This window comes from Pseudoalteromonas sp. Ps84H-4, from assembly GCF_024124645.1.
Taxonomy (GTDB): domain Bacteria; phylum Pseudomonadota; class Gammaproteobacteria; order Enterobacterales; family Alteromonadaceae; genus Pseudoalteromonas; species Pseudoalteromonas lipolytica_C.
Map to the genome: position 1 here is coordinate 124,413 of NZ_JAMXSK010000006.1, position 21,989 is coordinate 146,401.

Below are 21,989 nucleotides of genomic sequence, written 5' to 3' on the forward strand. Positions count from 1 at the left end.
TTATCTATTTAGTGAAGAAAAGAAGTGTTGCTATGTTTACCGGAATTGTACAAACCCAAGCTATTGTAAAAAAAGCGATTCACGAAGGTGGAATTTTACGACTCACTTTACAGGTAGCTAATGACTATGCTGCTAACTTAACTGTGGGGGCGAGTATTGCTATTAATGGCTGTTGTTTGACAGTCGTGAGTTTTGAAAAACAATCAGCAGAGTGCAGTTTTATTGATTTTGATGTAATAGATGAAACACTAAGACTAACTAATTTAGGCGCATTAACTGAGCATGACACAGTAAATTTTGAGCGTTCAGTTACCTTTGGCACAGAATTAGGAGGGCATATTGTTTCTGGTCATATTCATTGTATGGCAGAAATTATTGCAATTAATCATGATCAAAATAATTGTAAAATGCACTTATCACTAGCAGCTGATTGGCAAAAATACGTACTCTACAAAGGTTTTGTTAGTGTGAATGGCGCAAGTTTGACCGTTGGCGAAGTTGATGAACAGGGCTTTTGGTTGCACCTAATCCCTGAAACACTCGCAATCACAAATTTAGATAAGTACAGTGTTGGTGATAAGCTTAATATCGAAGTTGATCAACAAACCTATACCATTATAAACACCGTAGAAAATTACCTATCCCAACAAGAACATAGCAAACGAGCAAATTAAAAAATTTGCTCGTCGTCGCTGTCAACGAAAAGTTCTAGTTTGTTGTGTGCGTAATCAATATGCATATTTAAGTGGATCGGGTTACAGCATGCGCTGCAATCTTCGTAGTAATCCTGGTCACCGTCGCTTGCATCAAGAGCAACATGTATATGGTGGCCACAATGAGGGCATGAAATACGTTGTGTGAAATGTTCTTTCATCAGCTTTTACCTTAATCAGGCATGCCTGAGTTCGTTAAATTGCAATCAGAATTAAACCTTAACCCATGAAAAATGAATCTAGATTTAATCAGATTGGTATAACTTACTAACCGCTAAACAAGCGGCTAGCACCTGTATCTGAACGCGTTATAAGTAAACTATAGCCACGATTAACGGTTTATGACATTCGTTTTACAACGATTTTAATGTTATTTAAGGAGTAATTCGATTTGTTGTTTTGCTTCAGTAAGATAGTGTCCTGCAAAAATGTTTGCATGGTTAAGAACAGGGTAAAGTTGATAGATGAGTTTTCGTTGCTCATATCCAGATTGTAATGGGTATAAGGCGTTGTATGCCTCGTAAAAGGCGTCTGGCAGTGGAGCAAATAATTCGCTCATTGCGATATCACATTCCCGATCACCATAATAACAAGCTGGATCGAAAATACTGGGTACGGTGTTATAAAACCCCATATTTCTTCGCCAAAAATCACCATGGAGTAGAGATGGTTCCACTACATGGCTATGCAGTGCATCTTTAATAAAGGCGATGAACATTTCTTGGTTTACTAACTCAATGCCTTTTTCTTGTAACAATTGCAGTTGCCAGCCTATTCGTTCCTCTGCAAAAAAAACATCCCACTTTCTGTGCCATCGATTGGGCTGAACAGTTGGACCTAAAAAGTTATCATTATCAAATCCAAACATGGCTTGAGTATGTTTTTGATGAAGCATGGCTAAATGTTCACCCATTTGATACCAATTTGAATGTGGTTGCTTATCAAGTTCTAACCATTCTAGAACGATGAATGAATACTCAATGTTACAACCTGTAGTGATGCAATCGGGTATCATAAATAAACTCTCTTGCGTGAGCAGCTCTAAATTAAAAGCTTCACATTCGAGTCGCTCTAAATCACTTAAGTGAGCTACCTTAACAAAGAAGTGGTGTAGATCATCACCAATATGGAAGTATTTATCGTTATTGGGTGATTGTAACTGGCGTTTAAAAGTATGCTTAAACTCAAAATGCATCGCTTGGCTTATCTGCTCATTCACCGAATTCCACATAATTCTGTTCACCTTTTAACCATATAATTAAACTATGGCAAAAAGACGGTGAATTAACAAACCCATGGCGTTAATATTATTAAAGTTTAGTAATTAATTTACGAGGATTCAGATGAATAAAAGTCTCATCACTAATTTAGTGGCAGTTGCCTTAGTATTAGTCGGATTTTTATTTGATCAAACAGTTGTCTTAACGGTTGGTTTATTTGCCTTATCTGGGGCTGTAACAAACTGGCTTGCAATTCATATGCTGTTTGAAAAAGTCCCTTTTCTTTACGGATCAGGCGTCATTACTCTTAAATTTGCCTCTTTTAAAGTTGCTATACGTAACTTAGTTATGACCGAGTTTTTTGCAGAAGAGAAAATTGATCAAGTCATGGCTTTAGCGAAACCTAATATTGATCTTGAGCCAGTTATTAGTGAAGTTAATTTAAGTCCGGCTTATGATTCTTTAATTGAGGTCATTGAAAACTCACAATTTGGTGGCATGCTGTCTATGTTTGGTGGCCGAGATGCGTTAGAGCCTATGCGTGAACCTTTCATTGAAAAAATGAAAGCGGCGGTGATTGATATATCAAAGAGCGACGAATTTAAAACGATTCTTGATGAAAAGCTATTTGCCAACTCTCATCTAGGTGGGTCATTACATGGTACAGTTGAGCGTTTAGTTGATGAGCGTTTAAATGAACTTACGCCAACTATGGTAAAAGATATTATTCAAACCATGATCAAAGAACATTTAGGTTGGTTAGTGATCTGGGGCGGGGTGTTTGGCGGCTTATTTGGTCTTATCGCTGCGTTAATATAATAGGGGTAGGGTGTGTAGCAGGCCGGTATCGGCCTACCACTTATAATTCATCATAATTATTTAGAACCAGCAATAACAATGACTGTATCGTCAGATACTTTAGCAATATCTTGGATACTGGTTTTTGTTGTTGTTTCAAAATTTAAATAACTTGCTGATTTATTAAACCCATAGGTGCTAGCAAACTTTTCAGTGCTCATTTCGTTACACTGTAGCTTTTCTGTCATAACCCGTTTGCTTAAGCGTAAATCACGCATTGTGTTTATTACGTTTAATGGTTTGTTCGAAGCAATTGCCATACACGCTTGAGTACCAACATTGTCATCTGCTGCTACAAATTGTGCGGCGTTTGTTTCTGTTGCTACTAATGAAGAACCTAAAATTAATGCTGTACCGAGTGCTGTTGTTAACGTATTCATCTTTCTCTCCAGTTGTTTGTCCATGTGACACGTCATATGTGCTACCTCGCTTTGGATACTGCACACTTCCTATTTGCTGGGCACAGTTAAAGTATGCGCTAACCGAGAGTAATTGCTGTTAATGAAAATCGACAAGTTGTAAGTAAGTATGTAGATGTGAACAACAAAAAATAACCGCTTGATAAGGTATATTTTTAAGTGTGAACTTTGACACAATTCGAGAAATATTTTTCTATTTTTATTATTAAAAAATCTTTATTGGCTAGTATTAAAGGTTTGGTTTTTACGTAATGGTTACATTTACGTTTTAACTCTACATTTTTTAGTCGCGCTATTTAAAGTATAAGGAGTACCAGTGGCCACGAAATTAGCAGACTATTATCAACAAGCTTATGCATCTGAATCAAAACATTTTAATCAATGCTTCTATTGCGGTTGTGAAGCCACTGAGCGAGATTTTTGCCCACCACTACATATGCTACAAAGCATTATAGATTTAGGTGAAGACGCAGAATTTATATCTATTCCAGCATGTTATGAATGTTTTGCGTTACTACATAACGAACGGATACTGACCATTGATGGGCGAGTGACAAAGCTTAAAAAGAAACTTTCAGCAAAATACGCTAAAGCGTTGAGAATTTATCACATGTGGCATGAAAGTGAGCTTCACGATATGAGTGATGAATTTGTACATAGCATTAAAGCAGGTATGAAGTTAGGTGCAGAGGCTGCAGAGCGGCTTGCATTTCAAGGTTATAGTTATGCAACAGAAGAGGCCAGTGTAACTATTCGTCAAAAGCGTGCCGAATTTGATGTGCAAGGCAAAGTCTTTTATGACTTTAAAGACGCGCTAAATTACTGCATTAACGATTTGAACGTAGACAGAACAGAATTCTATAAGCTGGTGGTTGAAGATTATAACGGTGATTTTAATCGTGCTTTAAGCCAATATCGCCATCGCCACGAGAAGGTAACAGCAGCAAACGATGCTGATTCACTGATCAAAAGTTTTGCGAAGCAGCATAAACAAAATTCAGACTTTGTAACTCGCACTGTGAAGCATTTTATTAACAAAGATCCGAGTTTAACTACCGAAGGTGCTTTAGAGCAGCTATATAACAATTACATTAAAAAATAGAGCAAAACAAAACAGGTAATTCGTCCCAATAAACTGCTACTTGCCTCGTTTGTTCGCATTGAAATTAACATTTGGTTAAAGTGGTTCAATAATAAAAAGGAGAAACAACATAATGCAAAAATTTGCTCCATCCGTATTGGTCATGGCGCTTGGTGTCGCGTTAGCGGGATGCCAAGACAATGGCCCTCAAGATCCAAAAGTAACTATAAATAAAAACCCATACCCAAGCACCTATAAGCCTCTTGCATCACAAAGCACATTGATCACAAATGCAACAGTACTAACTGGCACAGGTGAGCGCTTAGATGATGCAGATGTTTTCTTTGTTGATGGCAAAGTACAGCAAGTTGGTAAAGATTTATCAGTTCAAGCTGATAAAACGATTGATGCACAAGGCAAATGGGTAACACCAGGTATTATTGATGTGCATTCACATCTAGGAGCATATCCAACACCATCGGTGGCATCTCACCAAGATGGTAACGAAATGACAAGCCCTGTTACAGCTGAAGTGTGGGTTGAACACTCTGTCTGGCCACAGGACCCAGGTTTTAATCGTGCTCGTGAAGGGGGCATTACGTCTTTACAAATTCTACCAGGTTCTGCAAACCTGATTGGTGGTCGTGGCGTAACGCTTAAAAATATTCCTTCTCATACGATGCAAGGGATGAAGTTTCCTGATGCACCATATGGTTTAAAAATGGCATGTGGTGAAAACCCAAAACGTGTTTATGGTAGTAAAGGTGTTTTACCATCAACGCGTATGGGTAATATGGCCGGCTATCGTACAGCTTGGATAGAAGCAGCAGAATATAAGCGTCAATGGGAAAAATACGAGAGCGATTATGCTGCGGGTAAAAATCCCGAAGTACCGCATCGTGATATCAAGCTTGATACCTTAGCGGGTGTTCTTGATGGCGAGATACTCATTCATAACCACTGCTACAAGGCAGAGGAAATGGCTATGATGATCGATCTTGGTAAAGAATTTGGCTATCACTCAGGTACATTCCATCATGGTGTTGAAGCTTATAAGATTGCTGATCTATTAGCTGAAAATGGCAACTGTGCAGCACTTTGGCCAGATTGGTGGGGCTTTAAAATGGAAGCCTACGACATGGTTCAAGAGAACGTAGCAATTGTTGATGCAGTTAAAAATTCATGTGCAGTGGTTCACTCAGATTCCGACACAACAATTCAGCGTCTAAACCAAGAAGCAGGGAAAGTTATGTACCGTGCGAATGATGTTGGTTATAACATTTCTGAACAACATGCAATCAAGTGGATCACATCAAACGCTGCGAAATCACTAGGTATTGATGACAAAACAGGTTCACTAGAAGCGGGTAAACAAGCTGATGTGGTTATTTGGAATCAAAACCCATTCAGTGTTTATGCGAAAGCTGAACAAGTGTTTATTGATGGTGCCAAAGTTTATGATCGTAATGATGATAAATATCAAGCACAAAGCGATTTCATGCTAGGTCAAAAATAGGAGTAACATTGATGACAAAATTAACTCAATCATTAAAACTGTCTCTCGTTGCTGCTAGCCTGGTCTCGGCAACTGCGAGTGCTGCATCTGTAGCGATTGTTAATGCAACACTGCACACGTCAACAGAACAAGGCGTTCTAGAAGGCGCGAGCGTCGTTATTGACGAAGGTAAAATTGTTGCAATCAACCCTGCATCTATTGATGCTGATACAACTATTGATGCAAAAGGTCAAATTGTAACCGCTGGTTTTATTGGCACAATGAATCAATTAGGTTTAGTGGAAGTGGGTGCTGTTGCTGGCTCTCGTGATGGTGGGGATGATAAAGCAGGAATTGATTTCGATCCTAGCCTTGCATTTAACCCGCGTAGTAGCTTAATTCCTTATGCACGTAAAGGCGGCATTACTCAGGATCTAATCGTACCAAACGGTGGTGAAAGTATCTTTGCAGGTCTTGCCTCTGTTGTTGATTTATCTGGTAGCTTTGACAGCGTAAATAAAAAGCAAGTTGCACTTGTTGTTCACTTAGGTGAAAAGAGCAAAGGTTCCCGTGCTATGTCGATGAAAACACTTATCGACAAGTTAGAAGGTCAAAAGTCAGCCAAAAAGGATGACAAAAAAGACGACAAAAAAGAGCCTTCGACTGAACAAAAAGTGTTAGATGCAGTGCTAGCTGGCGAAATGCCTCTTATTGCAAGCGTGCAGCGCGCATCAGACATCTATGAACTTGTTAAGTTAAAACAAAGCTATGGCATTAATTTAGTGATTCATGGTGGTGATGATGCGGTTGTTGTGGCTGATACGCTAGCTAAAGCTAATGTACCTGTGATCATCAGTTCAATGGCTAACTTACCGGGTAGCTTTGATTCATTACATGCAAACCTTGCTAACGCAGGTAAGCTTGAAAAAGCCGGTGTAAAAGTCATTATTGGTGTAGCGGGCGATTCTAGCCACAATGTATACCAGTTACGCTTTGATGCGGGTAATGCTGTATCTTATGGTATGAGCCAGCAAGGTGCACTAAGCGCTGTTACAAGTAACATTGCTGATGTATTTGGTTTAAACTCAGGCGCAATTGCGACGGGTAAACGTGCCAATCTTGTAATGTGGTCTGCAGATCCATTTGAGCTTAATTCACACGTCAGTAAAATGTGGATCAACGGTGAAGAGGTTTCAACCGAAGCGCGTCAAGATAAACTACGTGAACGTTATACAACTGATTCAGCGATGCCACGTGCTTATACAAAATAAGCGCACGAGCACTTAGAGAAAAGGCCGCGATTGCGGCCTTTTTTGTATTTAAAGTGTTTAAATTACCAAGTTTACAAGCTTATAGAGGCTTAGCCCGAATATCAGCAATAATACAGGCACAATCACAAGGTTAACTAACATCGAGTTGGTATGCTTTTTCATTACAGATTTTTGATTCACTAACCAAACAAGGTAACAAGTAACAATAGGTAATAATAAACCATTGGCAGCTTGCGCGAAGATGATCACCGCAACAGGATCAAGCCCTAGCGATGCGACAAAAGCACCAAAAAGCAAAATAACAATAGCGACAAGCTTAAACCGTGTATCGCTCATTTGTGTTGACCAGCCAAGCATACCACATACCGCATAAGCACCTGCGAGTGGGGCGGTGATGGCACTTGTAAGGCCTGCGGCACACAAACCGATAGCAAAGAAATAATGAGCCATACCCCCAAGCAGAGGCTCAAGTTGCACGGCCATATTAGCAGCTGATATTTTACCTGCGTCAGTCCCGTAAAATGCCACTGAGGCCGTTGATAAAATGGCTAAAGTGATTATGCCACCTAAAGTAATTGAAATACCGGTATCAAGGTTCGTTTCTTTAATAACTTTATCGATGTCTTGTGAGCTATCGTGTTTTTCAGCAAGTACCCCTGAATGTAAAAACAGGTTATAGGGAACGATAGTTGTACCAATTAAGGCAAGCACGGTGGTGAGAGAATCATCAGGTAGACTAGGTATAAAACCCTTCATAACTTGGCCAAGAGGCGGTGCCGCCATTACCAGTGTTGAAATAAACACCAAGCTCATTAAAACAACTAAAACAATCAGTGCAGTTTCAATTACTTTATGTTTACCTGTGTATAATAATGCAGCACTTAATAGCGCAATAAGTGGTGTCCAGATCAATGGGTTTATTGATGGGATAATTTCTTGTAACCCCATACTTGCACCAGTCAAATTTCCCGCCTCGTAAGCTGCACTACCAATACCAATCGCACTGATCACTAATATCGCAGCAAGGGCTTTAAAGATCGGTGTTTGAATAGTGGTTCTAAGTGCAGTTGCTAAATCTTGACCAGTAGCCACACCAAGACGAGCAGCCATTGATTGCAACAAAATAGTCGCTATAACAGAGAATAATAACGTCCAAATAAGAGCAAAGCCAAAATTAGCACCTGCAACACTTGCAGTGGTGATTGTACCTGGGCCAATAAAAGCGGCGGTGACAAGAAGTCCGGGACCTAAACGCATGACAAAACCTTTTATTATTATTTTTAGTGCATTAACAGTTTAAACAAAGCAGATCTTAAGGGTATAGAGAGTATTTGCAAGGGTAAAGTAAAAGAGATGAGTCGTTTAGCGTTAGTGTGTTGAACTTATAACTATTCCACACTGTAATTTTTATACACTTTACGTAGTAATGGCACAGCATGTTTAGCTTTTAAATATGCTTAATTATTATAAATCAGGCAGTTATATTAACTGGAGTATTGGTTGGATTATTGCAAGGTATAAGTATATTTGTTATCAGCAAAAGGAAATAAAATGCCTGAACTCACTTTTTCAGCTTACGCGGCTGTGTATGTTTATCTAATTATGTTGACTATTCAGTGGATAGTTGCGGCTGTGACTAAAGCAAAACAACCCAATGCGGTGCCAGGTAAACTCGACAGTTCCTTAAGTCATGATAGCTTTGTGTTTCGCGCGCATCGCACCTTTATGAATAGCCTAGAGAATAGCCCATTATTTTTAGCCACTGTGTTTTTAGGTTTTTTTCTTAACTTGAATAGCATGGCATTTGCTTTGTGTATCTGGATTTATGTAGCTGCGAGGCTTATCCATATGATTCTGTATTATGCGATAGCAACAGAAAAGAACCCAAGTCCACGCAGCTATTTCTTTTTGATTGCAGCAATGGCTAACATGGTGATGTTGGTATTAATAGGCTTACGTTTATTGTAAAAGTGTGGTGAGGTATTGTGATTCAATGCCTCACCTGAGATTTATTTAAATTGACAAAGTCACTATTCGATATTTATTAAAACACTGCTAATTTCTGTGTCATATTGAACAGTGATCAATACCGTTCCTAATGTATTTGAGGTACTTGTAACTCTGTAGCCGGCTTGAGCTGTGCCCGCATTCACTAATTTAGTCGTTACTAGGTTACTGTTATTAATACTCCAATTAGCAAATTCAGTTACATTTAAAGATGATTGATTTGAGCTGTAGTTAGCGAACAATTTGAGTTCAATCGTTCCTAAAGGAGAAATTGAATACTCGCTAGAGCCATCATTAATTTCTAAAGAATCAAGTTCAGCATCACCTTCAATTTGTACTGTTGTAATCTTTTGCTTAGTACCACAATCGGCTAACAGTTGCGTGGTACCAGGTTTAAGTGCAAGAAAACTAGCTGTCGAATCACTATCGTCAATACTTTTTGGTGTTAAACCAATAAAGTTACTGTTGATTGCTGACCACTTGATACTTGAGCTAATGTCTTCGGTTTGCTCTGAATTGCCATTTTGATATACCGCTTTGGCAGCAAGTTGGATTCGATCTCCAACACTGATGTTTAACTCATTGTCTTGTTCAGAATTAAACGACACATTAATTTCTTTTAAATTGCTAGGATCTGCAACAACAGATAATTGATCGGTAACATTGCCAATTGCAGCTGTAATTACAGTGCTTTCAACAGCTGCAGCAGATGTATATACAAAGCCTTGCTGATTGATTTTGGCAGTTGTATTTTCATCGACACTTAGGTTTATATCTCTCAAGCTATTTAATGCAGTATATCCATCAACGTAGGTTATATCGGCCGATACTCTCCCAGGCGTGCATGTATTGATAGAGCCTGTTGCAGGAATGACTTGTTTTAAATTAATTGATTCTGCCGCCACATCTGCAATAGATATTTGTTTTTCATCACTAATATCATTTATAGTCGTCGCGGATATAGTAATTAACCCTTGGCTAGATGGCGAATTTTTTAGAGCAGTTAACAAGCCATTACTATTGATTTTAGCAATACTCTCGTCACTTGTTTTCCAGGTTATTTCATTGGTTACGTCTCTAGATTCACCATTTGAATCTATACCTGTTACTTTCAATTGATGGGTGTCACCTTCTTTTAAACGAACTTGGTAGTTTTCAATACTAAGTGACTCAATGATAGTGCCTTCTTGGCGTAACTTTTCAAGTTCAACTTCTTTTGCTAACTGAGTTGAGTCAGTTTCAGATCCGCAACCCAAAATAGCGCTAACAATTAAAGAGATACTGAAAAGTTTTGATACGTTCAACTGCGTGTTCATGAAAATCCTTGCGATTAGCTATTTAAAAATGGTAAGTAAGGCCAAGTGTTACACCACTGATTTCTACGTCGTCTCCTTTAAATAAAGATTGGTAGGCTAATCTCACTTGTGTATTTTTGATATAAGGTATCTGCTGGTGAACTGCCACTCCCCATGCAAAGCCATCATAATTATAATTTGTGGGGAGCTTTTCTGATGCTGAATTAACGATCATTTCGTTTTTTGCATAGCCTAATGAGATATCAAGTCCAAAGCCTTTAACCACATCAGATTGCATAACAAAAAAGAGTGCGGCGCTTTTTTCAAGTTCAAACTCTAAATTGTAAATATTGTCGTCATCACTTGATATTAAGTACTGTGCCTCAAATGCCATATTATTGTTGCTGGCGCCTGCTCTTAAGAAGGTAGCAGTTGGTTTAGCACTTTCACTACTAATTTCAATATCACTGAGCATATAGTCAGCACCTAGATAGTACGTATCTGCCTTAGTCTGAAAACTAGCTGCAAATATAAAAAGCAAAATATACTTTTTCATAATTTAATTTCTTGTGTTTATATTAGGGTCGATACTAGCGTTTAGTATTAGTGGAATCAAGCAGCGTACTTGTTAATTTACATACAACTGGTTGAATTATATTTGAAACTGTAAATAACTAGCTTGCAGATACAAGTACCAGTTCGCTAGTTAAATACAGCAAAAACTAAGTTACTCAACACCAATAAAACCACCGGTTTGATGTGACCACAGGGCAGCGTAGATGCCACCTTGTGAAATTAATTGTTGGTGAGAACCTTGTTCAACCACGCCACCTTCATCAAGTACGATGAGTCTATCCATTTGTGCAATTGTTGATAAGCGATGCGCAATTGCTATAACCGTTTTACCCGTCATTAAATCGTCTAAGCTGGTTTGAATTGCCGCTTCTACCTCTGAATCAAGGGCACTAGTTGCTTCATCTAATATCAAAATTGGAGCATCTTTTAGAAGGACTCGTGCAATAGCAATACGCTGTCGCTGACCACCTGAAAGCTTCACACCTCGCTCACCGACTTGTGCAGCAAAGCCTTTATTACCTTTGCTATCTTCTAAGTCTTCGATGAACTCAAGTGCCTTAGCTTGCTTTGCAGCAGCGAGCATTTCTTCTTCAGTTGCATCTGGCCTGCCATAAAGAATGTTGTCTTTTACAGAGCGATGTAACAGCGAGGTATCTTGCGTCACCATCGCAATATGTTTACGTAAACTTTCTTGGCTTACATCAGCGATGTTTTGACCATCAATACGAATAGTGCCCGAGTCAACATCATAAAAGCGCAGTAATAAGTTCACTAAGGTCGACTTACCAGCGCCAGAACGACCCACTAAACCAATTTTTTCACCTGGTTTTATATCAAGGTTTAAGCCATTGATAACAGGGCCGCGATGGGTTTCGTTAGCTGCTTTACCATAGTTAAATTGTACATTCTCAAAGCTTATCGACCCTTTATCAACGTTAAGGGTGCTCGCATCTGTTTTATCATCTACTTCAATCGGCGTTGATAGGGTTTTCATACCATCAGCAACAGTACCAATGTTTTCAAACAGGCTACTGATCTCCCACATGATCCATTGTGCCATACCGTTTAATCTAAGAGATAAACTCACTGCAATAGCGATAGCCCCAACACTGATGGCACTAATAGACCACAGATACAATGACAAAGCGGCAATGCTAAATACCAGCAAATAATTAAGAGTATTGATAGAAAAGTTCAAGCTGGTAACTAAACGCATCTGCTTATATACCGGCTGTAAAAACACATCCATGCTGTCTTTTGCGTATTGCTCTTCACGCTGCGTATACGAGAATAATTTGATTGTTGAAATGTTAGTATAACTATCAACCACACGTCCGGTCATTTCTGAACGCGCATCTGCCTGCGAGCTGGCTACTTTTTTGAGTTTGGGTACAAAATACATCTGAATTGCAGCATAAAGGACTAACCAAACTAACAATGGCAGCATCAAACGCCAGTCAGATTCAGCGACTAAAAATACCATGGCACCAAAGTAGACTACGATATACATTAGTACATCGAGCAGTTTCATCACTGACTCACGAACGGCTAATGAGGTCTGCATGACTTTTGTCGCAATACGACCGGCAAATTCATTTTGATAAAAGCTAACACTTTGACGAAGCAAATAACGGTGCGCTAGCCAACGGATAGACATAGGGTAGTTACCCAGTAGCGCTTGATGTAACACTGCTGAGTGAAAAAATACAACTATGGGCAATACTACCAGCAGCACAATTGCCATTTTTGTAAGCTCAGCCTGCTGCTCAACAAAAAGGGTATCAGGGGTGTATTGACCGAGCCAATCAACTAATTGCCCCATATAACTAAAAAGCGAGACTTCTAAAATAGCAAGTGCAGCTGCGCTTAAAGACATCAGTAGCAATGAGAGTTCCATGCCACGGGTATAATGACGACAAAATGCAAATAAGCTATTAGGTGGTTGAGATGGTTGCTCTTTCGGAAACGGATTAGTCATCCGTTCAAATAAACGATACATAGACGACGCTTTTTAAAAATCAAAGTAGTACTACTATATCATTTGAGTGGTTTTTTAGCAGTTCATTTAGCTCAAAAACTCCGATCAAAATCTATCCTCTATTCAGTTATTTACATCTTCTGTGAGAAGTGAAAATATAATAAGAAAAAGGAATTAATTATGAAAAAGTTGCTCTTTACACTTTCGCTTGTTATTAGCTTACCACTTTGTGCTTATCAAACCGAAACCCATACATTTAAGGGTAAACAAACCGCCATTGAGAAACCCGTTACGGTAACGTTACCGGATGGCTATCAAGAATCTAATAATTACAATGTTATTTATGTATTACATGGCTATAGCGGCAACCATACTGATTGGACAAAACTAACAGATATCGAAAAACTTGCCGATCAATATAACGTCATTATCGTTAATCCTGATGGAAACTTCGGCTCTTGGTATCTCGATTCTGACATCGACAAAAGTTCGCAATACGAAACTTACATCGCTGAAGATTTAGTCAATTATATAGACACAACCTATTCGACCAATCGGTCTAAAAGTGGCCGTGCAATAACAGGTTTATCGATGGGGGGATTTGGTGCTTTGCATATTGCCATTAATAACCAAACTCGTTTTGCCGCAGTATCGGGAATCTCGGCAGGTGTTGATGTAAGACCGTTTAGTGCTGAATTTGGCCTTGCAAAAGTATTGGGTGGCTATGCCGATAATCAAGAAAAGTGGGATAACATTGCCATTATTAATAACTTACATAAAATAGCTGCAGGTAACACAGCGTGGAAAAAAGGCGCTGATACTCTCGCTATCATGCTCGATATAGGTGTAGATGACTTCTTTGTAGAGCAAAACCGAGCGCTGCACCAAGCTATGCTTAAGCTGCGAATTCGTCACGATTACATAGAGCGTCCGGGTTCTCACGATTGGCATTACTGGAATAAAGTAATCCCTTATCAGTTTCTGTTTTTAACAACACATATGGGGCAATAAGATGATGTTGCAACGACTGCTGTTTTTAATGGCGCTTAGCTTTTTTGGATTTATTGGTTGGGTAATTTATTTAGCAAATACGGGGCAAAAATCACTGCTTTTTGATTTAGTTGCTGCAATTCCTTATGGCGATAAACTGGGCCATTTTTGCCTGTTTGGTTTGCTGACTTTATTCATTAACCTTGCGTTTAAATTTAAAACTATCAAACTTGTTGGACATGAAATTTATTTAGCGGTGCTCATTGTTTCCACGTTCGTTGTATTAGAAGAATTTAGTCAATATTTTGTGGCAACACGTACTTTAGATGTTTTCGATTTAATTGCAGATTTCTTAGGGATTGCTGTATTTAGCGCAATATCACTTTGGCTTAGTAAAAAGTTATACCCAGTTAAGCCCTAAACTTTCAGTCACTTGCTTGGTTTCGTCTATACTTATTGCAAAGCAAACAATTTAGTCGCGTATGAACCAAGAAACATCGGAATATTTATCTGATATTATCACTCTCTTATTAGATGCTGTTTGTGTTGTAGACTCGAAAGGTACTTTGCTTTTTGCAAATCCAGCCTTTGAATCTATTTTCGGATACGCACCAGAAGAGGCTATTAATAGACAGATGCTCGACTTTGTTTATCCAGAAGACAGAGCAAAAACAATTCAGGCTATCAACAAAATAGTGTCTAGCAATGATGATCCACGTTTTGAAAATCGTTGGGTAAGAAAAGATGGCAGAATAGTCCATGTTTTGTGGTCAGTTTATTGGTCAAAAGAAAAACAAGTCAGAGTGGCAATCGCTTATGACATTACTGAGCAAAAAAAATTAGAACAAAAATTAATTTATATGGCAGGCCATGACTCACTTACCGATTTACCTAACCGTCATTATCTGACCACACAATTAGAAGAATCTTTGTCAATTGCGAATACCATTTCAACAGTAATAGGCGTGTTATTTATTGATATTGATGGCTTTAAGCAAGTTAATGATATCCATGGTCATGGAGCGGGCGATAAGCTGTTAAAAACAATTGCCATGCGTATTCGCCATGTATTGAAAAAAGGTGACTCAGTAGGCCGTTTAGGTGGAGATGAATTTGTCGTGGTATTGAAAAGCGTTAAGAATAAAAATGACGTGATAGAAGCCGTTGATAAGTTAAAAGCAGAAATCTGTAAACCACTTATCTATAATGATGCAGAGCTTATTTACTCGCCAAGTATTGGTGCTGTGTTATTTCCAGAACATTATGGCGATGCAGAGTATTTAATTCAGTGCGCTGACAAAGCCATGTATAACGCAAAGTACGCGGGTGGCAATCAGGTGGTGTTTTATAATGATACGATGACATTACCAGGTACAAAATCATAGTGTCACTTACAACTGAGCAGTTACCTTCAATTCCTACGATTCTTACTTATTTTAAACTTCACAGCACCTAGACAAAAGATAAACTCAGATTATTCAACCTAATAATTTGTTTTCTAACTCATAACTATTGCGTGAAATGAAATATTAGTTAGCCTTGAATTATTCATTGAAGGAGTGAAACTATGTTAAAGCGTAAAATAATAACAACAACGGGTGCTTTGTTTAGCTCATCGCTGTTTTTGGTCTCGGCAGCTCAAGCCACAACACCTCAATATAAAGATCAACAAGCTTTGCATGATATTGCAAATGCAGTTTCAAAAACGCGTATAGAGCAAGATATACAAACGCTGGTTGATTTTGGCACTCGCCATACTCTTTCTGAGACGAAATCAGATACACGTGGTATTGGTGCAGCAAGACGTTGGATCAAGTCTGAATTTGAGGCGATTTCTAAAGCGTGCGGAAATTGCCTAGAAATCATCGAAGTAAAAGACACTATTTCCGGTGAAAAGCGTATTCCAAACCCGGTAGAGGTTGTCAATATTGTGGCTATTCAGCGCGGTCAAGTTGATGCGAACCGAATGGTTATGATGTCGGGTGATATTGACTCGAGAGTGTCTGATGTAATGGACTATACCTCAGATGCGCCAGGGGCTAATGATAATGCATCTGGTGTGGCTGGCGTGCTGGAATCTGCGCGTGTTTTATCAAAGTATAAATTTAATGGCTCAATTGTTTATGCAGCTTTATCTGGTGAAGAGCAAGGCTTATTTGGCGGTAAAATTTTAGCTAAATATGCACAAGAGCATAATTGGCGTGTTCATGGTGTTTTAAACAACGACATGATTGGTAATTCAACCGGCATTAATGGGGTAACAGATAACACAACTGCACGTATCTTCTCTGAAGGCACTCGCGTTATTGAAACCAAAGAGCAAGCCCATAAACGCCGTTTTACCGGTGGTGAGGTTGATTCTGCAAGTCGTAACCTTGCGCGTTACATAGATACAATCGCAGATCGCTACATTGAAAATCTGGATACCATGTTGGTATATCGACTCGATCGTTTTGGTCGAGGAGGGCATCACCGTCCATTTAACGATGTTGGCTTTGCAGCTGTGCGTATAATGGAAACCAACGAAAATTATAACCAACAACACCAAGACTTACGTGCTGAAAATGGTATTACCTACGGTGACACCATTGATCATGTTGATTTTGCCTATGCAGCGAAATTAACGTCACTAAATGCAGTGACGATGGCATCAATGGCATGGGCGCCTGCACCACCAACAGGGGTCAGTATTTCAGGTGCTGTAAAGCCAAGTACAACCTTGGCGTGGCATGAAAGTGATGACCCAACTGTGGTTAGTTATAAAATCTATTGGCGTTATACCAGTGAGCCACAATGGCAATTTAGTCGTGATGTTGGCAAAGTCACCGAAGCAACACTGAAAAATATTGTTATCGATAACTACTATTTTGGTGTTGCTGCTGTGAACAAAGATGGAATTGAATCACCGGTTGTATTTCCTGGTGATGTTGGTGCATTTGAATGGCCAGACAAATCACCTAAATAGCAATCGTTAAGTCATAGCGGACACCACCGAGTTCGCTATGGGCTGCCGTTATACGCCAATTATGGGCTTCGACAATTTGTTTTACTATCGCAAGCCCAATCCCTGACCCTGATTGTTTAACTGTATTTAAGTCTGGCACTCTATAAAGGTGGTCAAAAATCTTTGTTAAACTTTCATCGCTCACGCCAGGGGCTGAATCTTCATAGCGGATCAATAGCTGTGTTTGGCTTTGGCTAATCGTTAAATTAATCTTACCGGGCTGATGCGTGTACTTAAGCGAATTACTGATTAAGTTTGCAAATAACTGTGAAAGCCTTGTTGCATCACACTCTAATGTTAATTCATCGGCTATGTTTTGTGTGAATCCCACTTCAAATTGATCCAGCTGGATCACCATATCTGCGTGTAAACTTTGGAAATATTCAGCAGCATTAATTGCTGTTAGCTTGAGCTGAAAACTACTTTGTTCTAAAAGAGAGATTTTATTTAAATCAGCAACTAAGGTCGCCATGTCGGTGATTTTTTGGTTGAGCTTTTCGTAGGTAAGCTCATTAAATTGAGTAAGACCAGCTTGCAGAGTTTCAAGGTGTAAGCGCAACCCTGTTAATGGACCACTTAGTTCGTGGGCAACTTGTGATAATAACTTACTACGTTGGCTGATTTGTTTATCTAGATAATTCCGGCGTTGTTCAATCAGTTGTTTTCTTTGTTTTACTCTTAATAATGCGATGCCCATTACAGCTAAAAGCAAGCTAAATAATAAAATGCTGTATAAGATTGTTTGACGCTGTGAGGCTATGGCTTGGCTTTTTTCATGGTCTTGCAGTTTTAAATTTTGAATGGCCAAATCTCGGTCGCGAATAGCAATTGAGTTTTGTAACTCTGCTAAACGTTGATTGTAGTTGTTATGGGCAAAGTTTTTTTCAAGCTCCGTGATAGTGCGTTGATACGACAATGCTTGTTGATAATCAGCTTGCTGTTGTGCAACTGTAATTAGATGTTCAAGGGCAAGGATCTGCTTTTGCAGCCTATTTTTTTGATTACTTAATTGAAAGGCTTGTTGTGCATAATGTTTAGCTTGTTTAAGCTCAGTCGAGCCAATGTATAGTTTTGCTAATGTAAGTAACACATCAGTATATAAGTGATCGTCTTCTTTCAGTTCAGTGATTACTTGTTTTTCAATTGCTAATGCTTGATCAGCTTTATCAATTTCAAGCAAATTTATTGCAATATTATGCTTAGCCCAAGCGGTATTTCTTGTGCTGTTATAACTAGCAAATACTTGCTGAGCATCTTGTGCGTATTCAAGTGCTTTAGTGTAATTGTGTAGCCCATATTCGCATTGTGATAACTTAACTAAGCTATGTCCGATATCTGAAAGTGACCCCGTTTGTCTATCAAAACTAAGCGCTGTAATAAACTCGCTCTTTGCTTTTTCGTATTGGCCTAAATCTAAATAACTTTGAGCAATCGAATAGGTTATGCCTGCTTGTAATGAAATAGACGGTGACATCTGCTGAACTAGCTCACGGCGTTTTAGTTTATACTCCAGAGCAAGCGTTAACCGGTCTAACTGCTCAAGATTACGTGAGTAACCATGGTAGAGCATTTCTTTTTGCTTTAAGGTTAATTCGCGATTGTTGTCGTGAATATAAACCTCAAGCAAGTTCAAGGCGGCTTGATACTCACCAGCATTATGATAGGCACTGACAAGGCTCGCCACGGCGTCAATTTCATAATCGCTAAGTTGCAAACGCTGAAATAGCGCGACATTTTGTTGAGATAACGAAATTGCGGTTTCTAAGTCACTTTTTCTGTAGGCCAGTCGTGCTTTAGCAAGATACAACTCGCTGTATATAGGGGAGTCGTTTTTGTATTTTGGGCCTGCTTCAAGCTCATCTATTATTGTTTGCGCCTGCTGAAACTGCCCCAGCTGTATATGAACGTGAATTAATCTAACGTTAAAACTGATTCTTTCTGCAAGGCTTGCCGATTCTAAAAGTTGTTTATCGATACTTAATAAATACTCATATCGTTTTTGGTAATCACTGATTGCTCTGGCTTCGTCAATATGGTTTTGCAATGATGATGCAAAAGCACAGTTCATTGATAAGGCAAAATACAGAAAAACAGCGGCTTTAAGTTTCATAGTAGGGTTTATTATTTTTTTAAATCCCAACTAGTCTAGCATGTCATACTTTTAAATGGGAATGATTTGCTTTTATAGCTAAAAGGAATTGCATTATGCAATTATTCTTCTCGCAACTTGCGAATAATATTGGCTAGATTTTTATAACGCATTGTTAAAAGGCTATTTATTTTTTGGAATGGTTGCTGCTTTAAGTAATTACACACCCAAAGGAGAGTGTAATTATGAAAATTAACATGTTCATTTACTTAACAGCGGCACTTGCTAACGGCTTGGTAAGTGCAGCACCATTTGAGCAGTGTCCAAGTAAAGCATTTTTAATTCAGGGTTCGCCCGCACAGATGTATGGTGTTGATTTAGTATCTGCGAAAACGACAGTGCTTGCAGCAGCAATGGATTTTGCAAGCGAAGCTAATAACGACAGTGTTAATGCGGTGGGCTTTAATTACCAAGACCAATACATGTATGGTTTTAGTAAGCAAGCCCCTAAAAGTGTGGTACGCATAAATAACCAATACATGTTAGAGCGTTTAAATGTAAGCGGCTTACCAGATACGAACTTTTATGTGGGTGATATTTTAGTTGATGAGCAGCAAAACAAGGCTGTGTATTACTTATATCATCCGCGCTTTGGCCTTTACGCCATTAATTTAACAGCACAAAATGAACAATACCAAGCTGAATTAATTCCAGGCTCTGCTAATTGGAATCTCACTATTTATGACTTTGCATTTCATCCGCACAGTACTCTTCTTTACGCTGTTGAATCAAACGGCGACTTATATGAGATCAACGTTGAAAATGGTGGCCCTGTTTTTATTACAAATCTCGATATTGCAGGTGATACAGGCGCCAATGGCGCAGCTTACTTTGATTTGCAAGGGCAGTTTTATTTTAGTAACAATCGAAGCGGTAAAGTCCATAGGGTTAATTTAAACATCAGCCCTGTGTCGGGTTATACACCAACTGCGTATGTGTTTACATTGGGCCCTACATCTAACCAAAATGATGGGGCACGTTGTGCTATAGCAGAGGTAAAAGTTACAGATAACTCGATTGATTTTGGTGATGCGCCTAGACCTTATCAAACAACGTTAGAAGATAGCGGTGCAAGACACTTGTTCGATCCTAATGAAGACCAATCTAACCTTGTTTATCTCGGCGCAAGTGTTGATGGAGAAAACCTAAACACTGCCAGTGATCTTCTCCAGTCATCAGTAGATAGCTCTGACGATGGGGTCAAGTTTGTGACTGATTTTGTTGCCGGCTCAACAAGCCAAATTATTGTCACATCACCAAATGATAATGGCTATTTATATGCTTGGTTTGATTGGGACCAAAATTACCAGTTTGATGCAGACGAAATCACAGTGAGTAAATACCGCCTTAATCAAGGGGATAACAGTGTTCTTGTTGATGTACCAAGTAATGCTGTTATGGGGGCAACATGGGCACGTTTTCGGGTTACAGACGGTAGCGAAGCAAATCCAATAACTGCAACAGGTGGGGTTACAGGCGGAGAAGTTGAAGACTATCCCATTAATACCTACGGTAGTCTTGCTTACCCAAGTGAGAATGGCTGGGTAACTCTGGCTTATGAAGACCAATGGCCCTTCGCTGGTGATTATGACTTTAATGATTTGGTTATGAATTACCGTACAAAGTTGATTGATAAAGATGGACAAGCGCTTGGTTATAAAATTGAAGGAGATCTTGTAGGAATAGGTGCCACTTTTCACAACGGGTTTGCAGTTCGCCTTTATCAATCTAGCCCCAGTGGTATAAACAAACGCATTTTACGCAGTCAAATAGACCAAGCATCAATCAGTTTAATCATTAATGGCGAACAGCAAACACATACGATCCTTGAAGAAGGAACAGAAGACGCAATTTTTATTGTGATGCCAGACACATGGGCCTATGCAAGTAAAGACTCTAGCTGTAGTTTTTTCAGAACAGAAGCGGGTTGTAACATTAATAATAAAGTTAGCTTCACTTTAAGTGTGTCATTAAATACTTATATAGCGAGTGTTGATGCACCTAAATATACACTGGACCCATTTATTTTTGCGGCAGAAGGTCATTACCACGGTACTTTTTTAGATGGCTTGAATCCTCGCGGATGGGAAGTGCATATTAAAAACCAACCGCCGACAGAAAAATTTAATCAAAGCTTGTTTTCTTTAGTAGGCAGTGATGATGCAACTAATACTCAGTTTGGGTATTACTTCCAAACGCCATCTGGATTACCTTGGGCCATTGAAGTGGGGTCGTCATGGGCGCACCCAAAAGAAAGTGTTGATATAACCCAAGCCTATAGTGAGTTCCAAACATTTGCTGAATCTGATGGCAGAGAAAGTCCAATGTGGTTTAACAATGCAACAACATCTAAAGTGATTTCGGGAGCACAGTAGCCATGAAACATCTATTAATTACAATGATTTGTTTAATTCTTACAGCGTGTGGTGGAGGCGGTGAAGGTGATGCTGTTAATGAAAACTCAAATACTTTGGCAACATCGGCAACAACCGCCACTACAGAAAACGAAACAGCAACTGAAACAACAGTACAAACGGATACAATGACTGATTTAACTATTTCTCCAACGTTTGATTTGTCTAGTAAAGTGTTACTTTATGTTGATGTTGATATAAATATGGGCAATCCACGTGCGTATATAAATATCTGCCTTAAAGGTGAGGATAACAAAGCGGATTACTCCGAATGTTTGTTACGCTCTTCACTTGTCGAGAGTAAGTTGAATTCGGATATTATGCTTGCAAACTCAGCGGTTGAGCTAGTGGCTGAGATATGGTTTTACGATGGCCAGCATGAACCAATGCGCTATTTTTGGCACTTTGATGCTTCGCAAGAGTCTCAACGGTTTGCGATTCGTTAAACTAAGTGATCGTTTAAGGCTGTTTAGAAGTTTAATAGTAATTAAGTGAATACAATATTTTCAATAGCTTGAG

Annotated in this window: 20 protein-coding genes; 12 read left to right on the forward strand and 8 right to left on the reverse strand. The window is 39.1% G+C overall.

What is annotated here, in order from left to right; genetic code table 11:
• The first annotated feature begins 32 nt into the window (after positions 1-32).
• Positions 33-674 carry a riboflavin synthase subunit alpha gene (locus NH454_RS08000; RefSeq protein ID WP_253038684.1) on the forward strand — a complete coding sequence of 214 codons (642 nt, stop codon included), beginning with the start codon at positions 33-35 and terminating at the stop codon, positions 672-674.
• On the opposite strand, the gene NH454_RS08005 is transcribed toward NH454_RS08000, so the two are convergent.
• Entirely contained in the window at positions 671-874 is a 204-nt protein-coding gene (locus NH454_RS08005; protein ID WP_135924367.1) for a CPXCG motif-containing cysteine-rich protein, read from the reverse strand. The genes NH454_RS08000 and NH454_RS08005 overlap by 4 nt on opposite strands.
• Before the next feature lie 209 nt (positions 875-1,083).
• Entirely contained in the window at positions 1,084-1,944 is an 861-nt protein-coding gene (locus NH454_RS08010) for a fructosamine kinase family protein (protein ID WP_135924368.1), read from the reverse strand.
• A 112-nt stretch (positions 1,945-2,056) separates the two neighbouring features.
• On the opposite strand from NH454_RS08010, the gene NH454_RS08015 reads away from it, so the two are divergent.
• Positions 2,057-2,752: a DUF445 domain-containing protein gene (locus tag NH454_RS08015; RefSeq protein WP_199526560.1), complete on the forward strand. Its 696-nt coding sequence runs from the start codon at positions 2,057-2,059 to the stop codon at positions 2,750-2,752.
• Between the two features lie 56 nt (positions 2,753-2,808).
• Here NH454_RS08015 and NH454_RS08020 read toward each other — a convergent pair whose 3' ends face one another.
• Entirely contained in the window at positions 2,809-3,171 is a 363-nt protein-coding gene (locus tag NH454_RS08020; RefSeq protein WP_135924370.1) for a DUF3718 domain-containing protein, read from the reverse strand.
• Positions 3,172-3,526: 355 nt separating this feature from the next.
• Between NH454_RS08020 and NH454_RS08025 the strand changes: the two genes are divergently transcribed.
• The 3 genes from NH454_RS08025 (at position 3,527) to NH454_RS08035 (ending at position 7,057) form a co-directional block, all read left to right on the forward strand.
• Positions 3,527-4,312, forward strand: coding sequence for a hypothetical protein (locus NH454_RS08025; protein WP_235382180.1), 786 nt, complete (start codon positions 3,527-3,529; stop codon positions 4,310-4,312).
• A 112-nt stretch (positions 4,313-4,424) separates the two neighbouring features.
• Positions 4,425-5,807 carry an amidohydrolase gene (locus NH454_RS08030; RefSeq protein WP_135924372.1) on the forward strand — a complete coding sequence of 461 codons (1,383 nt, stop codon included), beginning with the start codon at positions 4,425-4,427 and terminating at the stop codon, positions 5,805-5,807.
• Positions 5,808-5,818: 11 nt separating this feature from the next.
• Positions 5,819-7,057, forward strand: a complete 1,239-nt coding sequence (locus NH454_RS08035; protein ID WP_135924373.1) for an amidohydrolase family protein — start codon at positions 5,819-5,821, stop codon at positions 7,055-7,057.
• Between the two features lie 57 nt (positions 7,058-7,114).
• Here NH454_RS08035 and NH454_RS08040 read toward each other — a convergent pair whose 3' ends face one another.
• Positions 7,115-8,314: an Nramp family divalent metal transporter gene (locus NH454_RS08040; RefSeq protein ID WP_235382179.1), complete on the reverse strand. Its 1,200-nt coding sequence runs from the start codon at positions 8,312-8,314 to the stop codon at positions 7,115-7,117.
• Between the two features lie 294 nt (positions 8,315-8,608).
• On the opposite strand from NH454_RS08040, the gene NH454_RS08045 reads away from it, so the two are divergent.
• Positions 8,609-9,025, forward strand: coding sequence for an MAPEG family protein (locus tag NH454_RS08045; protein WP_135924375.1), 417 nt, complete (start codon positions 8,609-8,611; stop codon positions 9,023-9,025).
• 62 nt (positions 9,026-9,087) lie between these two features.
• Here NH454_RS08045 and NH454_RS08050 read toward each other — a convergent pair whose 3' ends face one another.
• The 3 genes from NH454_RS08050 to NH454_RS08060 form a co-directional block, all read right to left on the reverse strand.
• Complete coding sequence (locus NH454_RS08050) at positions 9,088-10,380, reverse strand: Ig-like domain-containing protein (RefSeq protein WP_235382177.1); 1,293 nt, start codon at positions 10,378-10,380, stop codon at positions 9,088-9,090.
• Between the two features lie 22 nt (positions 10,381-10,402).
• The gene (locus tag NH454_RS08055) at positions 10,403-10,915 is read right to left on the reverse strand and encodes a porin family protein (protein WP_235382176.1); all 513 of its coding nucleotides are present in this window, start codon (positions 10,913-10,915) and stop codon (positions 10,403-10,405) included.
• 171 nt (positions 10,916-11,086) lie between these two features.
• The gene (locus NH454_RS08060; protein ID WP_138556876.1) at positions 11,087-12,934 is read right to left on the reverse strand and encodes an ABC transporter ATP-binding protein; all 1,848 of its coding nucleotides are present in this window, start codon (positions 12,932-12,934) and stop codon (positions 11,087-11,089) included.
• A 159-nt stretch (positions 12,935-13,093) separates the two neighbouring features.
• On the opposite strand from NH454_RS08060, the gene NH454_RS08065 reads away from it, so the two are divergent.
• The 4 genes from NH454_RS08065 (at position 13,094) to NH454_RS08080 (ending at position 16,868) form a co-directional block, all read left to right on the forward strand.
• Positions 13,094-13,924 carry an alpha/beta hydrolase family protein gene (locus NH454_RS08065; protein WP_135924379.1) on the forward strand — a complete coding sequence of 277 codons (831 nt, stop codon included), beginning with the start codon at positions 13,094-13,096 and terminating at the stop codon, positions 13,922-13,924.
• A 1-nt stretch (position 13,925) separates the two neighbouring features.
• Positions 13,926-14,324: a VanZ family protein gene (locus NH454_RS08070; RefSeq protein ID WP_328247073.1), complete on the forward strand. Its 399-nt coding sequence runs from the start codon at positions 13,926-13,928 to the stop codon at positions 14,322-14,324.
• A gap of 61 nt (positions 14,325-14,385) precedes the next feature.
• A complete protein-coding gene (locus NH454_RS08075; RefSeq protein ID WP_135924380.1) occupies positions 14,386-15,288 on the forward strand; it encodes a GGDEF domain-containing protein in 903 nt (300 codons plus the stop codon).
• Positions 15,289-15,470: 182 nt separating this feature from the next.
• The gene (locus NH454_RS08080) at positions 15,471-16,868 is read left to right on the forward strand and encodes a M28 family peptidase (RefSeq protein WP_135924381.1); all 1,398 of its coding nucleotides are present in this window, start codon (positions 15,471-15,473) and stop codon (positions 16,866-16,868) included.
• Here the strand turns inward: NH454_RS08080 and NH454_RS08085 are convergent.
• Positions 16,861-19,017, reverse strand: coding sequence for an ATP-binding protein (locus NH454_RS08085; RefSeq protein WP_138556879.1), 2,157 nt, complete (start codon positions 19,015-19,017; stop codon positions 16,861-16,863). The genes NH454_RS08080 and NH454_RS08085 overlap by 8 nt on opposite strands.
• Before the next feature lie 224 nt (positions 19,018-19,241).
• On the opposite strand from NH454_RS08085, the gene NH454_RS08090 reads away from it, so the two are divergent.
• Together NH454_RS08090 and NH454_RS08095 are read left to right on the forward strand one after the other, a co-directional pair.
• On the forward strand, positions 19,242-21,431 hold the full coding sequence (locus tag NH454_RS08090) for an LruC domain-containing protein (protein WP_253038686.1): 2,190 nt from the start codon (positions 19,242-19,244) through the stop codon (positions 21,429-21,431).
• Positions 21,432-21,433: 2 nt separating this feature from the next.
• Entirely contained in the window at positions 21,434-21,916 is a 483-nt protein-coding gene (locus NH454_RS08095; protein WP_199526550.1) for a hypothetical protein, read from the forward strand.
• Positions 21,917-21,989: the final 73 nt, after the last annotated feature.